This window comes from Bradyrhizobium sp. 18BD, assembly GCF_054185225.1.
Genome location: NZ_JAVAYL010000019.1, coordinates 171570 through 185201 on the forward strand (window position 1 = coordinate 171570; position 13632 = coordinate 185201).

Annotated in this window: 13 protein-coding genes; 8 read left to right on the forward strand and 5 right to left on the reverse strand. The window is 64.6% G+C overall.

The window, feature by feature from the left end; genetic code table 11:
- Positions 1 to 42 precede the first annotated feature (42 nt).
- Positions 43 to 1488: a TAXI family TRAP transporter solute-binding subunit gene (locus RAD16_RS30230; protein ID WP_458161473.1), complete on the reverse strand. Its 1446-nt coding sequence runs from the start codon at positions 1486 to 1488 to the stop codon at positions 43 to 45.
- A 151-nt stretch (positions 1489 to 1639) separates the two neighbouring features.
- Between RAD16_RS30230 and RAD16_RS30235 the strand changes: the two genes are divergently transcribed.
- Together RAD16_RS30235 and RAD16_RS30240 are read left to right on the forward strand one after the other, a co-directional pair.
- Positions 1640 to 1930 carry a 4a-hydroxytetrahydrobiopterin dehydratase gene (locus RAD16_RS30235; protein WP_458161474.1) on the forward strand — a complete coding sequence of 97 codons (291 nt, stop codon included), beginning with the start codon at positions 1640 to 1642 and terminating at the stop codon, positions 1928 to 1930.
- A gap of 103 nt (positions 1931 to 2033) precedes the next feature.
- Complete coding sequence (locus RAD16_RS30240; RefSeq protein WP_458161475.1) at positions 2034 to 2426, forward strand: YkvA family protein; 393 nt, start codon at positions 2034 to 2036, stop codon at positions 2424 to 2426.
- Between the two features lie 245 nt (positions 2427 to 2671).
- Here RAD16_RS30240 and RAD16_RS30245 read toward each other — a convergent pair whose 3' ends face one another.
- The 3 genes from RAD16_RS30245 to RAD16_RS30255 all read right to left on the reverse strand — a co-directional run bounded on the left by RAD16_RS30245 (position 2672) and on the right by RAD16_RS30255 (position 6083).
- The gene (locus RAD16_RS30245; protein ID WP_458161476.1) at positions 2672 to 3832 is read right to left on the reverse strand and encodes a TAXI family TRAP transporter solute-binding subunit; all 1161 of its coding nucleotides are present in this window, start codon (positions 3830 to 3832) and stop codon (positions 2672 to 2674) included.
- An 18-nt stretch (positions 3833 to 3850) separates the two neighbouring features.
- Positions 3851 to 4687 carry a hypothetical protein gene (locus RAD16_RS30250; protein WP_458161477.1) on the reverse strand — a complete coding sequence of 279 codons (837 nt, stop codon included), beginning with the start codon at positions 4685 to 4687 and terminating at the stop codon, positions 3851 to 3853.
- Between the two features lie 421 nt (positions 4688 to 5108).
- Complete coding sequence (locus RAD16_RS30255; protein ID WP_458161478.1) at positions 5109 to 6083, reverse strand: NADPH:quinone oxidoreductase family protein; 975 nt, start codon at positions 6081 to 6083, stop codon at positions 5109 to 5111.
- A 220-nt stretch (positions 6084 to 6303) separates the two neighbouring features.
- On the opposite strand from RAD16_RS30255, the gene RAD16_RS30260 reads away from it, so the two are divergent.
- The 6 genes from RAD16_RS30260 (at position 6304) to argG (ending at position 12203) form a co-directional block, all read left to right on the forward strand.
- Positions 6304 to 7143: an SDR family oxidoreductase gene (locus RAD16_RS30260; RefSeq protein ID WP_458161479.1), complete on the forward strand. Its 840-nt coding sequence runs from the start codon at positions 6304 to 6306 to the stop codon at positions 7141 to 7143.
- 105 nt (positions 7144 to 7248) lie between these two features.
- Positions 7249 to 7911 carry an invasion associated locus B family protein gene (locus RAD16_RS30265; protein WP_458161480.1) on the forward strand — a complete coding sequence of 221 codons (663 nt, stop codon included), beginning with the start codon at positions 7249 to 7251 and terminating at the stop codon, positions 7909 to 7911.
- A gap of 184 nt (positions 7912 to 8095) precedes the next feature.
- Positions 8096 to 9298, forward strand: coding sequence for a 23S rRNA (adenine(2503)-C(2))-methyltransferase RlmN (rlmN, locus tag RAD16_RS30270; protein WP_458161481.1), 1203 nt, complete (start codon positions 8096 to 8098; stop codon positions 9296 to 9298).
- 133 nt (positions 9299 to 9431) lie between these two features.
- A complete protein-coding gene (locus RAD16_RS30275) occupies positions 9432 to 9926 on the forward strand; it encodes a hypothetical protein (RefSeq protein ID WP_326896933.1) in 495 nt (164 codons plus the stop codon).
- 57 nt (positions 9927 to 9983) lie between these two features.
- On the forward strand, positions 9984 to 10760 hold the full coding sequence (locus RAD16_RS30280) for a phosphatase PAP2 family protein (protein ID WP_458161482.1): 777 nt from the start codon (positions 9984 to 9986) through the stop codon (positions 10758 to 10760).
- Positions 10761 to 10865: 105 nt separating this feature from the next.
- Positions 10866 to 12203 carry an argininosuccinate synthase gene (gene argG, locus RAD16_RS30285; protein WP_458161483.1) on the forward strand — a complete coding sequence of 446 codons (1338 nt, stop codon included), beginning with the start codon at positions 10866 to 10868 and terminating at the stop codon, positions 12201 to 12203.
- A 158-nt stretch (positions 12204 to 12361) separates the two neighbouring features.
- Here the strand turns inward: argG and RAD16_RS30290 are convergent, their stop codons facing one another.
- Positions 12362 to 13312, reverse strand: a complete 951-nt coding sequence (locus tag RAD16_RS30290) for an OmpA family protein (RefSeq protein ID WP_458161492.1) — start codon at positions 13310 to 13312, stop codon at positions 12362 to 12364.
- Between the last annotated feature and the right edge of the window lie 320 nt (positions 13313 to 13632).

A 13632-nucleotide genomic window follows, 5' to 3' on the forward strand; every position in this document is an offset into this window, starting at 1 on the left:
TATATTGAGACAATGTGACGCAGCAATTACGCGAGAAAGCGTTTAAGCGTTGCCGGCAGCCCTGAATTGCGCGCCGGTGCGCTGCAGGCTCTGCGGCATGCTGAACAGCACCGCCTTGCGGTCGGCGACCGCGGCGTGGAACTGGTCGAGCACGATGTTGATGGCGGTGAGACCGCCCTCCGCGATGGCGCCGTGATCGAAGCAGCGCATCGTATCGCGCAGGATCTCGTCGGCCTCCGTCTGCATCTGGTCGAGCTCCTCGGCCGTCTCGCTCTTGCGTGCAGCCGCGATCATGTCGAACAGCCGGTCGCGCAGATGGCTGTTGTTGTCGCGCTCGTCCTTCTTCAGGTAGCCGGCGAACCACGCGCCGATCGAGCCCATGGCGGAAAGCGCCATCAGACTCCACCAGATGTAATCGCTGTATTTGTCGAGGAAGGTCTTTTCCTCGCCGTCGACGAAAGCGGCCGCGCCCGGATGCACGGGAATCACCGCGTCCTTGTCGGTGTCGGGCGTCTCGATCTTCGCTGCCAGCGGGAATTCCGTCACCAATTGCTGGCGCACCGCAAAGAGCTGTCGCGTGAATGCCGCGACGGTCGTATCAGACAAGCCTTTGCGCGCCACGATGTGGTGCGAGAAACTGATGGTCTTGACCTCGTCGTCGGGACGATCCGGCGAGCCGCCGAAAGTGCCCGCAGGGATCTCGGAGGCTTCATAGACCGGATGGTTTTGCGCGATCGCATCGGCGGAATCGATCGCGAGGAAGGTCGGCGCGCCGACATCCTTGGTCGAGGCGCCGATCGCATCCGCCGTGATCTTGCTGTTGACGGGGCCGGCCGCGAGATAGGCGTCGGCTTTCTGGGCCTTGATTGCCTCCGCGGCCTCGTTGGCCGGGTACTGCACGATTTCGACCTTGGCGGGATCGACGCCATATTGCTGCAGGATCACCTTGAGCAGATTGACGTTGGCCTGGGTGCGCCCGACGACGCCGACGCGATGGCCGGCGAGCTGCGCGATCTTGGTGATCTTCGCGCCGCGCTTCTTGCCCTTGCCGGGGACCGACCACAGCACCACGACGTTTTTGCGCAGGGTCGCGACCGCTTGCGCGTTTTTCGGCACGTCGACGTCGCCGCGCACGATGGCGAGATCGACCTTGCCTTCCGCGAGCGCCTCGGCGCTGGCGGAGGCGCCGTCGGTCTGGATCGGACGCAGCCGTACGTAGCTCTTGTGTTGCGCGAAGGCTTGGGTCAGCGCCTGCACGACCTTGACGTCGTCGCTGTTGGCGGGACCGACCGCGACCTTCAAGAACACCGGCCGCATGGCAAAGTAATAGCCGCCGACCAGCGCACCGACGATCGCCAGCACCAGTGCCAGAGACACGAGCGCCGTCTTCCGCGCCGCGGATCGCGGCGAAGGAGGAGTGGGCGCTTCGGCCAGGTCCAGACCCCCGGTCATCGATCTCCCATACGTGCGTTTCAGGCTCAGCTTCATCTTGGCCGGCGATTTACGCCGGCAATTGTAGCAAATTTCTTGTCCGGCGGGGTTACATCTCCGTCATGGTTAGCGGAGGGACGAAATCCCGTATGGACCCGGACCGCAAGCACGGTGTTAGGGTAAAGTTCCCCTGAAAACGGAGATGATCATGGCAGAGCGGCTGACGGCGGAAGCACGCAAGCAGGCGCTGGGCGGTATCCCCGGCTGGACCGAGATCCAGGGGCGCGACGCGATCGGGAAAACCTTTGTCTTCAAGGATTTCAACGAGGCCTTTGGCTTCATGACCCGTGCCGCGCTGGTCGCCGAGAAGATGGATCACCATCCCGAATGGCGTAACGTCTACAAGACCGTGGAGGTGGTGCTGTCGACCCATGACGCCGGCGGCGTCACCAAGCTCGACGTCGAGCTGGCCAAGGCGATGAACGCCATCGCAAGCTGACATCAGGCTGACATCTTGCAGCGGCCGGCCGCATCCCCATGTTGTGATCAGCAGGCGATGCGGGCCATCGGCCGCGCCGGGCTGAACGGGGAGTTTGTCGAACATGGCTGCCGAACACAGCGTCGGCTTCGAGCCGGCGGACCGGCTCGCGGAAGATCGCGAGAGCGTGCGCCGCCGCTTCTGGCGCAAGCTGAAGCGTGTCGCCGCGCAACTGCCGTTCGCCGAAGATCTGCTCGCCGCCTATTACTGTGCGTTCGACCGGCAGACCCCGCGCCATGTCCAGGCCTCGCTGCTCGCGGCGATCGCCTATTTCATCCTGCCGTTCGACTTCGTTCCCGACGTGATGCCGGTCCTCGGCTTCACCGATGACGCCGCCGTGCTCGCCACCGCCATCCGCATGGTCGCCAGCCACATCACGAATGAGCACCGCGAAGCCGCGCGTGCCGTGTTGAAGCGTGGTGTGGATGAGACTGAAGTGGATGCGGAAGCGGCGTAGCCGACGCGACCTCGGCCACACACTCCGCTGTCATTCCCCGCGAAGGCGGGGAATCCAGTACACCGCAGCCTCTCGGCTCAATCACAACTGTCACGGAGTACTGGATCGCCCGCTCCAGTGCGCAATTGCGCACAAGGCGGGCGATGACACCGAATTGGCGGATGGTGCTTGCCCCAAGCTCCGTCATTGCGAGCGAAGCGAAGCAATCCAGAGAGGTTTCCGCGCAGGCAGGCGGGATTGCTCCGCTACCTCTTCTCCACCTGAGCCCGCGTCTTGTCCGCGTCCCACACCTGGAACTGCTTGAACAGCGTCTCCTTGTCCGCGTCGGACACCTTCGCGGCCGCAGGATTCTGTTTCAGGAACGATTCGAAGCGCTGACGCGTCACTGGCTCGACGCCGTGCTTGTCGAGCCATTGCTGCGCCACCGGCAATCTGTTCCAGCCGGACAGCGGCGCCGCGAGCGAGACCTCCTTCCACTTGGGATGGAACGGCGGGTTCTGCAGCGCAGGGAATTTCGTGAAGAACGCATCTACGAACAGCGCGAGCTTGCGATAGCGCTCGGTGTTCGGTGCCCAGCTATAGGCCGCGAGCACCGCAGGCACTGCGATCGTGTCCACGCTCTCGCCCTCCTTGATCAGGTTCGGATAGTCCTTCGCGGTCAGCGTCGCCGGCAGATAGTCGCTCTGGAGCGGCTTGGCATAATCGACCTTGGCAAGATGGAAGCGGCCGTCATTGCCGAAGGTCGAGACCGACTTGTACGGCTTGCCACCGACCACGATGACCGCATCGATCTCGCCGGCCTTCAGCTTCTCCATCGCGATGCGCTGCTCGACATAGACGAATTTCGCCTTGATCCCAAGCCGCTCGAACACGGTGAGCGCGGTGACGAAAGTGCCGCCGTTCGGCAGGTCCACGCTGACTGTCTTGCCTTCGAGGTCGTTCAGCGTCGCGATCGATTTCGGCGCGATCACCTGCATCTCTTCGTTGTAGAGCTTCGTCACATAAGTGAACTGCCGCTTGATGTCCTTGGCAAAGCCCTTGCGCTCGAGATAGTCGAGCGTGTCGGCGCGCACGATTCCGAGATCGACGCCTTGCAGGAACAGGATGTCGGCGACGCTCTGCACCGAGCCGCGGCCGACGATCGGCAGCACGCGGATCCTGTTGCCGTCGTCGAGCACGGAAGCGAGGTCGGCGCCGAACTGGACATAGGTGCCGCCGATCGTGCCGGTGATCAGCGTGACGGTGTTGGCGTTCAGCGCCTGCTTGGTCGAGCTCGAGCCGAACTGGAAGATCGCCTTCAGGCTGTCGGAGACCTTTGCCGGATCGTATTCGGTCTGCTCGGCGCGGGCGGTGAAAGCGCAGATGGTCATGATGGCGGCAAGCGCCATTCTCAAAGTGTTACGCATGATGTCCTCTGAAAAATTCTAATTCGAGAGCCGGGCGAGACGCTGTCGCGCCTCTGCCGAGCCGAGGCTTGCGGCCCGCTGGTACCAATCACGTGCGGCTGCGGCGTCGGCACTGACGCTGCGCGCATCGCTGGTGCCCAGCACCGCTGGATCGTAGGTCTGCGCCAGCAGAAGCGCGGCCGTTGCATCTTTTGCGTTTGCCGCGCGTTCGAGCAGCAGGCGGGCCGCGACGATGTCGCCGACGCCGATCAGGTTTTTTGCGCGCGTCATCAGCCCTGCCAGCGTGTCGGCATCGAGTGTCCGCGCAGGCTCGGGCGGCGCGGGTTGTGCGGCGACGGGGGCCGGCATCTGCGCCTGCAACGCGATCTGGTGGGCGGCTGCGATGGTTTCGCTGCTCGGCGGTGCCGGCAGGTCCTGCCGCTCGGCGCTCGCGAGCCTCGTATCGGTCACGCGGGTGGAATCCTTGAGCGGCGTTTGTCGTGTGACCGGCGAATTGGCCGGCGCCATGGCCTGCTCGGGAACTGCGCCCGCCGCGTTGCCGGCATTGACCGCAATGAGGCCGCGCAGATCGGACTGAAACACCGCAGCCAAAATCGCCACGGCGGATATCGCAAGCGTAGCAGCCAGGAGGCGCTGGACGAATTTGGTCCTGGAACGTAGCGCCTGCGGCGCATATTCCCGTGGGTCCGGTGGCCCCAGCGGATCGGACAGGAACAGCGGCATCGGATCGTCCTGTGGAAGATCGAGGCGGCTGGCGCGGGCACGGATGTAGGACGCGGTGGGCGGATGTGATGCAGATCGATCGGAGTCGAACGGCCTCAACTCCCTTGACGGACGGTGTGCCGTCGTCTCCATGGTGATGCTCCCCTTTACTAACGCAACGCAGGGGCCGTCCCGGCTTCAGTCTTCTTGTTATTGTCCAGACGCACCCTGCAAACTGGAACCGGTAAATCGCCGTCCGATTCAGCCCAAAAAGCGACGGCGGTTTGCGCGAATCTGGAAATATTTGGGTTTGATTGCGGCGGAGCGGCGGAATGCACCGCAATTTTGCCCGCGATGGTTGAGGGGATTTTACCGAGCGGGACGATGTGCAACCTTGCGATGTCGCGCGGTCATCGCCGCCGCCCGCCTCGCCCTCCGCTGTCATGCCCCGCTTGGCCGAGGAATCCAGCGCGCCGCGGCGTCTCGGCTAAATCACTGCTGTCTCTGGAATACTGGGCGCCCGGTTAAACCGGGCGACGACAGTGAGCGTGTGGTGGCTGCCTACGTCGCATCCTCACGGATGCAGGATCACCTTGCCCATGGCCTGGCGACCCGCGAGCACCTTCAGTGCATCCGCTGTCTGCGCCAGCGGGAAGGTGCGATCGACATGCGATGAAATCTTTCCTTCCGCGGTCCACTTCACGAGCTTCTCGAGATTGGCGCGGTTCTTGGCCGGATTGAGCCGGGTCCAGGCGCCCCAGAACACGCCGCGGATATCGCAGCCCTTCAGCAGCGCGAGGTTCAGCGGCATCTTTGGAATGTCGCCGGCGGCAAAGCCGATCACGAGGAAGCGGCCTTCCCAGGCGATCGAGCGCAGCGCCTGCTCGGCATACGCGCCACCCACGGGATCGAAGATGATGTCGACGCCCTTGCCGCCGGTGAGCTTGCGCAGGCCTTCCTTCAGGTCTTCCTTGCCGTAGTTCAGCGTCAACTCGGCACCATGCGCCTTGGCGAATTCGAGCTTCTCGTCCGACGAGGCGCAGGCGATCACCTTCAGGCCCATCAGCTTGCCGAGCTCGCAGGCAGCAAGGCCGGTGCCGCCGGCGGCGCCGAGCACCGCGAGCGTCTCGCCCGGCTTCGGGCTGGCGCGATCTTCCAGTGCATGCAGCGCGGTGCCGTAGATAATGATGATGCCGGCCGCGCGGTCGTAATCGAGATTGTCGGGAATCTTGACGATCGAGGCCGCCGGCAGCGCGATCTTCTCGCGCGCACCGTTATGGCCGCAGGAGGCGACGACGCGATCGCCGACCTTCAGGTCCGTGACGCCAGCGCCGATGCTCTCGATGACGCCCGCGACTTCCGCGGCCGGCGAGAACGGGAACGGCGGCTTGATCTGGTACTTGCCCTGAATCATCAGGATGTCGAAAAAATTCAGCGCCGCCGCCTTGATCGCGATCACGGCTTCGCCGGGACCCGCCACCGGATCCGGCACATCGGCGAGCACGAGATCGTCGGGCTGGCAATATTGCGAGCAGAGGATGGCTTTCATGGCGGCACCTTAGGCGTTTCGAGGTGAATTATAGTTGGGTCGTTTCTGCCGGATTTACTGCGGCCGGACAATCCGGATTCTTTGCCCAAGGCGGTGCGCAGGCCTATCCTCGCGTCATTGCGAACGCAGCGGAAGCAATCCAGAAACCGTCTCGTGGAAATAGTCTGGATTGCTTCGCTTCGCTCGCAATGACGAAATCCGCGGAGAAAGGATTCAAACGATGTTTGAAACGGGTCTGCTCAAGGGAAAACGCATCCTCGTCACCGGCGGCGGCTCGGGCCTTGGCGCTGCGATGGGACGCCGCTTCCTCGCGCTCGGCGCCGAGCTCGTGATCTGCGGCCGCAAGCTCGACCGGCTGGACGCAACGGCGGGAGAGATGCGTACGCAGACCGGCGGCAAGGTTTCGACCATCGCCTGCGATATCCGCGACGGTGCTGCCGTCGACGGCATGATGGAAACAATCTGGCGCGAGGCGCCGCTCGACATCCTCGTCAACAATGCTGCCGCGACCTTCATCGCGCAGACCGAGCATCTCTCCTTCCGTGCGGCCGATGCGATCCTCGCGCCGACATTGCATGGCGCGATGTACTGCACGCTCGCCGCCGGCAAGCGCTGGATCGACGGCAAGCATGGCGGCGTCGTGCTCTCGATCCTCTCGACCTCGACCATCACTGGCCGCGCCTTCACTGTTCCCTCCGCGATGGCGAAATCGGCCGTGCTGGCGATGACCAAGAGCCTCGCCGTGGAATGGGGCGCGAAGGGCATCCGCACCGTCGCGATCGCGCCGGGCCCGTTCCCGACCGCCGGCGCGTCGGGGCAGCTCCGTCCCGAGGGACGCGACGACGGTTGGACCGCCCGCAACCCGCTGGGCCGCACCGGGGAACACAGCGAGCTTGCCGATCTCGCCAGCTTCCTGGTCTCCGACCGCGCCGCTTACATCAATGGCGAGATGGTGGTGATCGACGGTGGCGCGCATTTGCGCAGTTCCGGCGCCGAGGACCTGCTCGGCTGGACCGAGGCGCAATGGGCCGATCAGCGCGCCGCGCGATCCAAAGGCTGACCCGCTAACTGCCTTCCCAAATTAGACTTTCCCGGCTATCCCTGCCGGGGGACAACGCGCGACCGGGCCATCTTCCAGTCACAATATTGAGGGAACCACTCCACCATGTGGCGGGTGCTATCTTTGGCTTTGATGACTGGCGTGGCGGCGTGGGGAATCACCGATTCCGCGCGGGCTCAGACTGCGCAACCAGCGCCCAAGGCTGCACCAAAAGAGGCGGCCCCGAAGGCGGCCGCACCGGCGGCCAATACCGCAGCAAAGACAGCCGCAAAGCCCGAGAGCAAGCCGGCGGGCCCGGCCGCGGCGGTTGCCGGCGGCGCCGAGCCGACCCTGATCGGCCAGTTCGGCACCTGGGGCGCCTATTCGGCGACGCCCAACGGCAAGAAGGTCTGCTTCGCACTGGCAAAACCCTCGTCGTCGAAGACCAACCCGCCGAATCGGCCGCGCGATCCCGCCTATGCCTTCGTCTCGACCCGGCCGGCGGAGAAGGTGAACAACGAAGTCTCGGTCATGATCGGCTACGCGCTGAAGCCGGGCTCGGAATCCTCGGTCGAGGTCGGCGGCGCCGCCTTCGCGATGTACACGCAGGGCGACGGCCTCTGGATCAAGAACGCGGCCGAGGAGGAGCGGATGGTGGAAGCCATGCGCAAATCCGCCGATCTCGTGGTCAAGGGCGTCTCGGCCAAGGGCACGGAGACGACCGACACGTTTTCGCTGAAAGGCCTCGCCCAGGCGCTCGACAAGATCGCCCAGGATTGCAGGCGCTAACGCTGAAGACGTTAGGCCTGCGGGGGTATCACGGTCGCAATCGGCAATTCCGCTTGCTATATAAGGCCGGTTCCAAGTTTTTCCGTCATTCCGGGGCGATGCGCAGCATCGGGCCCGGAATGACGAGGTTCCGGATCTGGTCCTTTGGGCCATCCCGGAACGACCAAGCCATTAGGTCCATTCAATGCAACCGACGACCGAGCCGCGCGACGCAATCCTGGTGGAGAAAACTCCACTCGAAACCTATGTGCCGCCGGCCAAGCCTTCACTGATCGGCCTGTCGCGCACTGAGCTTGCCGACCGCCTCGGCGAGATCGGCGTCGCGCCTGCGCAGCGCAAGATGCGCGTGCAGCAGCTCTGGCACTGGCTCTATTTCCGCGGCGCCCAGAGTTTTGACGACATGACCTCGATCTCGAAGGGCATTCGCGCCGAGCTCGCGCAGCACTTCACCGTCGACCGGCCCGAAGTCGTGGCCGAGCAGATCTCCAATGACGGCACCCGCAAATGGCTGCTGCGGCTGCCGAGCGGCGACAATGTCGAGAAGGCGCATGAAGTCGAGTGCGTCTACATCCCCGAGACCGATCGCGGCACGCTCTGCGTTTCCTCGCAGGTCGGCTGCACGCTGAACTGCTCGTTCTGCCACACCGGCACGCAACGCCTGGTGCGCAACCTCACCGCCGGCGAGATCGTCGGCCAGATCATGGTTGCGCGCGACCGCCTGAACGACTGGGCCGATCGCGAGGACGGCACGCGCCGCGTCACCAACATCGTGATGATGGGCATGGGCGAGCCGCTCTACAATTTCGACGCGGTGCGCGATGCGCTTTTGATCGTCGGCGACAATGAAGGCATCGGCATCTCCCGCCGCCGCATCACGCTGTCGACCTCGGGCGTGGTGCCGAACATCGTGCGCGCCGGCGAGGAGATCGGCGTCATGCTTGCGATCTCGCTGCATGCGGTGCGCGACGAATTGCGCAACGAGCTGGTGCCGCTCAACCGCAAATATCCGATCAAGGAGCTGCTGCAGGCCTGCCGCGATTATCCCGGCGCCTCCAACGCGCGCCGCATCACCTTCGAATATGTGATGCTCAAGGGCGTCAACGATTCGCTCGACGATGCAAAGCTGCTGGTGAAGCTGCTCAAGGGCATTCACGCCAAGATCAACCTGATCCCGTTCAATCCCTGGCCCGGCACGGCCTATGAATGCTCGGACTGGGACCAGATCGAAAAATTCTCCGAATACATCTTCAATGCCGGCTACTCCTCGCCGGTGCGCACCCCCCGCGGCCGCGACATCCTCGCCGCCTGCGGCCAGCTCAAGTCGGAGACGGAGAAGCTCAGTGCACGCGAGCGCCAGGCACTGCGCGCCATGGCGATGACGGATTAGCTTGTGATGTCCGCGCTGTCGCAACCTCGTCATTGCGAGCGCAGCGAAGCAATCCAGAATCTCTCCGCGGCGGCAGTCTGGACTGCTTCGTCGCGGCGCTCCTCGCAATGACGGTGGAATTGGCATTTCAGTCATGTCCCTGATCGGCCGCCTCATCGTCGTCTTCATCGGCTTTCTCGCCGCCTGCTTCGTCGGCGGCATGATCGTCGTCGGCGCGCTGCTGTTTCCGGAATTTTCCGATCTTGGCGCCGGTCCGGTCGATCAGGGCGCGATCGATATCCTGCTCGGCTTCGGCTTCATCTTCGTCTCGGGCTTCGCGCTGGTTCCGGCAGCCGTGATCGTCGCCATCACCGAGGCGCTCTACATCCGCAGCGCGCTGGCCTATGCCGTCGGCGGCGGCCTCGTCGGGCTCGCCTGCTATCTCGGGCTCGTCCCGTTCCATTCCGACACGCTGCAGTTCGAAGGCATCGTGCGGCGTCATCTGGAGATCATGACCGGCGCGGGCATCGTGGCCGGCGTCGTCTATTGGCTGATCGCCGGCCGCAACGCCGGCGCCTGGCGCATCCCGCCGCCCCCACGCAAGCCGCCCCCGCCGCTGCCGTTGAATTCGCGGCCGGATGCGCAGTGATTTTGTTGCGTTCGCCCGGGGTTTCCATCTCCGCCCCACTCCGCTAAACCGCGCGCCATGAACCGGACTGGACTCTTCATCGCCCTGGCGCTGTGGCTCGTGATCGGCGTCGTTTTCGGCCTCTACCCCGAACTCGATCTCAAGCTGGCTTCGCTGTTCTTCGACCCCGAGACCAAGACGTTTCCGGTCAAGTTGAACGGCTGGGCTGGCTTCGCGCGTGACGCGGCGATGTGGGTCTCCTGGGCCTTCGTGCTGCCTTCGCTGGTCGCGCTCGTGGTCAAGATGATCCGGCCCGACCGTCCCTTGATGGTGTCGGGGCGCGCGATCGTGTTCCTGCTGGTCACGATCATCCTGTCGGCCGGCATTCTCACCAACCTCACCTTCAAGACCTATTGGGGCCGGCCGCGGCCGGTGGTGGTGACGCAGTTCGCCGGCGAGCAGCACTTCGTGCCGTGGTGGGATCCGCGCGGCGATTGCGCGCGCAACTGCTCGTTCTTCTCGGGCGAGGGCGCGACCGCGTTCTGGACGCTGGCACCCGCGGCGCTGGCGCCGCCGGCATGGCGACCGTTGGCCTATGCCGGCGCGGTGATCTTCGGAGCGGTCACCAGCGGGTTGCGGATGGCCTTTGGCGGCCACTTCTTCACCGACGTCTCGATCGCCGGCCTCGTCACCTTCGTCGTGATCTGGTTCGCTTTCGCGCTGATCTACCGCTGGCCACGGACTCGGTTTTCGGACGAGGCGGTCGATGCCGCCCTGACCCGGCTCAACATGCCCGCCTACCGGCTCCGTCAGCGCCTGTTCGGCCGCAAGACGAGCGCCGAACCCTCGGTTTGAGCCATTATTTGAGCCATTAAATGCGTGCCCAGCCCCGCGAAATTTGATATTCGCCCGGTCAGTTTCGCCCTCGCAACAGCCCCCTGAGACCCGATTGGAAGCGCCATGACCACGATCCTGAAAAGCCTGCCCAAGGGTGAAAAAGTCGGCATTGCTTTTTCGGGCGGTCTCGACACCAGCGCGGCGCTGCTCTGGATGAAGCAGAAGGGCGCGCGCTGCTACGCCTATACCGCCAATCTCGGCCAGCCCGACGAGGCCGACTACAACGAGATCCCGCGCAAGGCGGAAGCGTTCGGCGCCGAGAAGGCCGTGCTGGTCGATTGCCGCACGCAGCTTGTCCACGAAGGTATCGCCGCGATCCAGTCCGGCGCCTTCCACATCTCGACCGGCGGCATCACCTATTTCAACACCACGCCGCTCGGGCGCGCCGTCACCGGCACGATGCTGGTTGCGGCGATGAAGGAGGACGGCGTCAACATCTGGGGCGACGGCTCGACCTTCAAGGGCAACGACATCGAGCGCTTCTATCGCTACGGCCTTTTGACCAATCCGAGCTTGCGCATCTACAAGCCCTGGCTCGACCAGCAGTTCATCGACGAGCTCGGCGGCCGCGCCGAAATGTCGGCGTTCATGACCGCGCAGGGCTTTGCCTACAAGATGAGCGCCGAGAAGGCGTATTCCACCGACAGCAATCTGCTTGGCGCCACGCACGAGGCCAAGGATCTCGAAAGCCTCGACAGCGGCATCAAGATCGTCAACCCGATCATGGGCGTGCCGTTCTGGCGCGACGACTGCGCTGTGAAGGCCGAGAAGGTCGTGGTGCGTTTCGAGGAAGGCCAGCCGGTTGCGCTGAACGGCCAGACTTTTGCCGATCCCGTCGCGCTACTCCTCGAAGCCAACGCCATCGGTGGCCGTCATGGTCTCGGCATGAGCGACCAGATCGAGAACCGCATCATCGAGGCCAAGAGCCGCGGCATCTACGAGGCGCCGGGCATGGCACTGCTGCACATCGCCTATGAGCGCCTCGTCACCGGCATCCATAACGAGGACACGATCGAGCAGTACCGCATCAGCGGCATGCGCCTGGGACGTCTGCTCTATCAGGGCCGCTGGTTCGATTCGCAGGCCCTGATGCTGCGCGAGACCGCGCAGCGCTGGGTCGCGCGCGCCGTCACTGGTGAAGTCACGCTCGAGCTGCGCCGCGGCAACGACTACTCGATCCTCAACACCGAGAGCCCGAACCTCACCTACGCGCCGGAGCGGCTCAGCATGGAGAAGGTCGAGGACGCCGCCTTCACGCCGGCCGACCGTATCGGCCAGCTCACCATGCGCAATCTTGACATCGCCGACACGCGCACCAAGCTCGGTCTCTATTCGAAGACCGGCCTGCTGTCGGGCAGCGAAGGCTCGCAGATCTTCCGGCTCGAGAACGACAAGGATTGATTGACGTCGTCGTAGCCCGGATGAGCGCAGCGATATCCGGGACTTTCTCGCCATGTAGATAGATATCCCCGGATGTCGCTGCGCTCATCCGGGCTACGGACTCCAGAAACAAAAATGGCCGGGATCGCTCCCGGCCATTTGCGTTTGTGCGTGTCGCCTCAGCGCGGCGGCGCGGTGCCGGGCGGGGGCGGCGGCAGCGAGGCCGTACCGCCGTTGAGCAGCGGCGTGATGCGGCGGACGGTGACGCGCCGGTTGATCAGGCTCGGCCCTTGCGTCTGCTCCTTCAGATACTGCTCGCCATAGCCCTGCGACGTCAGGTTCTCCGCGGGCACGTTGAACTGCTGCGTCAGCAATTCGGCCGCGGCCTGCGCCCGGCGATCCGACAGCGACAGATTGTCGACGTCGTTGCCGACCGCGTCGGTGTGTCCCTCGATCAGGAACACCTCGCGCGGATTGCGCTGGATCGCCTGGTTGAGGCCGTCGGCGATGACCTGCAGCCGGGCCGCCTGGTCCGGCGGGATGGTCCAAGATCCCGTCTCGAAGTTGATCGTGTTGACGTCGATGCTCGGCATCTGCATGCGAACATTCGGCGAGTAGCGGATCTCGTCGAGCGAGTAGCGCCGATCGATCCGCTGCACCGGCGGTGCAACCATGGTCTGGTAGATCACGTCCGGCGACGCTTCCTGGGCGTCGACGATGTAGCGATCATAGGGAATGTTCACGACCGGCGGCGGCACGTCGACATAGAAGCCGCCGACCGCCCGCGGATCGCGGTAGGAGTTGTCGATGATGACGATCTCTTGCCCGCGCGGATCCCTGCGGATTCGGCGCAGCAGCGAACCGTCCGGACCGACCACGGTGATCACCTCGCTGCCGTCGGGACGGACCACGACGGTGCGGGTTTCGCCGCCCTCATTGAAGGTGCGGATGTCGCGGGCGCCGTAGCGGAAGCGATAGAGATCGTTGCCGCGGACGTAGGCCTGCCCGCCCGGATCGCGGATGATGATGCGGTCCGGCTCGTTGTAGATGGTGCGGCCGCCTTCGACGACTTCGCTTCGCTGGCTGTGCATGTCGGCGATGGTGGCGCCGATCACGGCACCGGCCACCACGCCCGCACCGATTGCGAGCGGCGTCAGGTCACGCTGCGGCGGACGCGGCGGCGGCGGCAGCGGTGCTGCGACCGTGGGCGCTGCGCGGAACGCGGGAGCAACCGTCGGCGGAGCGTATTGCGCCCTGTTGGGCGGCGGAGCTGCGGCCGGCGTGCCGGGCACGACGGTCGGCGCTGCGGCGCCGGCGGGGGGAGCAGCTCTTGCCGGTTCAGAAGGTCTTCTCACAGGCGATCGTGAACATCAGGAACGAACTCGCCGCCAACCCGAACTATAACGGCAAGACGCTGGAAATGGCCGGGCCGGCCCTGGTTGGACTGAGC

What these genes read in the sequence shown, in the direction of transcription:
- RAD16_RS30275 (WP_326896933.1), top strand. Translation starts at nt 9,432, where the DNA reads ATGTCCCTGATCGGCCGCCTCATCGTCGTCTTCATCGGCTTTCTCGCC.
- RAD16_RS30245 (WP_458161476.1), bottom strand. Translation starts at nt 3,832, where the DNA reads ATGCGTAACACTTTGAGAATGGCGCTTGCCGCCATCATGACCATCTGC.
- rlmN (WP_458161481.1), top strand. Translation starts at nt 8,096, where the DNA reads ATGCAACCGACGACCGAGCCGCGCGACGCAATCCTGGTGGAGAAAACT.
- argG (WP_458161483.1), top strand. Translation starts at nt 10,866, where the DNA reads ATGACCACGATCCTGAAAAGCCTGCCCAAGGGTGAAAAAGTCGGCATT.
- RAD16_RS30265 (WP_458161480.1), top strand. Translation starts at nt 7,249, where the DNA reads ATGTGGCGGGTGCTATCTTTGGCTTTGATGACTGGCGTGGCGGCGTGG.
- RAD16_RS30230 (WP_458161473.1), bottom strand. Translation starts at nt 1,488, where the DNA reads ATGAAGCTGAGCCTGAAACGCACGTATGGGAGATCGATGACCGGGGGT.
- RAD16_RS30280 (WP_458161482.1), top strand. Translation starts at nt 9,984, where the DNA reads ATGAACCGGACTGGACTCTTCATCGCCCTGGCGCTGTGGCTCGTGATC.
- RAD16_RS30250 (WP_458161477.1), bottom strand. Translation starts at nt 4,687, where the DNA reads ATGGAGACGACGGCACACCGTCCGTCAAGGGAGTTGAGGCCGTTCGAC.
- RAD16_RS30240 (WP_458161475.1), top strand. Translation starts at nt 2,034, where the DNA reads ATGGCTGCCGAACACAGCGTCGGCTTCGAGCCGGCGGACCGGCTCGCG.
- RAD16_RS30260 (WP_458161479.1), top strand. Translation starts at nt 6,304, where the DNA reads ATGTTTGAAACGGGTCTGCTCAAGGGAAAACGCATCCTCGTCACCGGC.
- RAD16_RS30255 (WP_458161478.1), bottom strand. Translation starts at nt 6,083, where the DNA reads ATGAAAGCCATCCTCTGCTCGCAATATTGCCAGCCCGACGATCTCGTG.
- RAD16_RS30235 (WP_458161474.1), top strand. Translation starts at nt 1,640, where the DNA reads ATGGCAGAGCGGCTGACGGCGGAAGCACGCAAGCAGGCGCTGGGCGGT.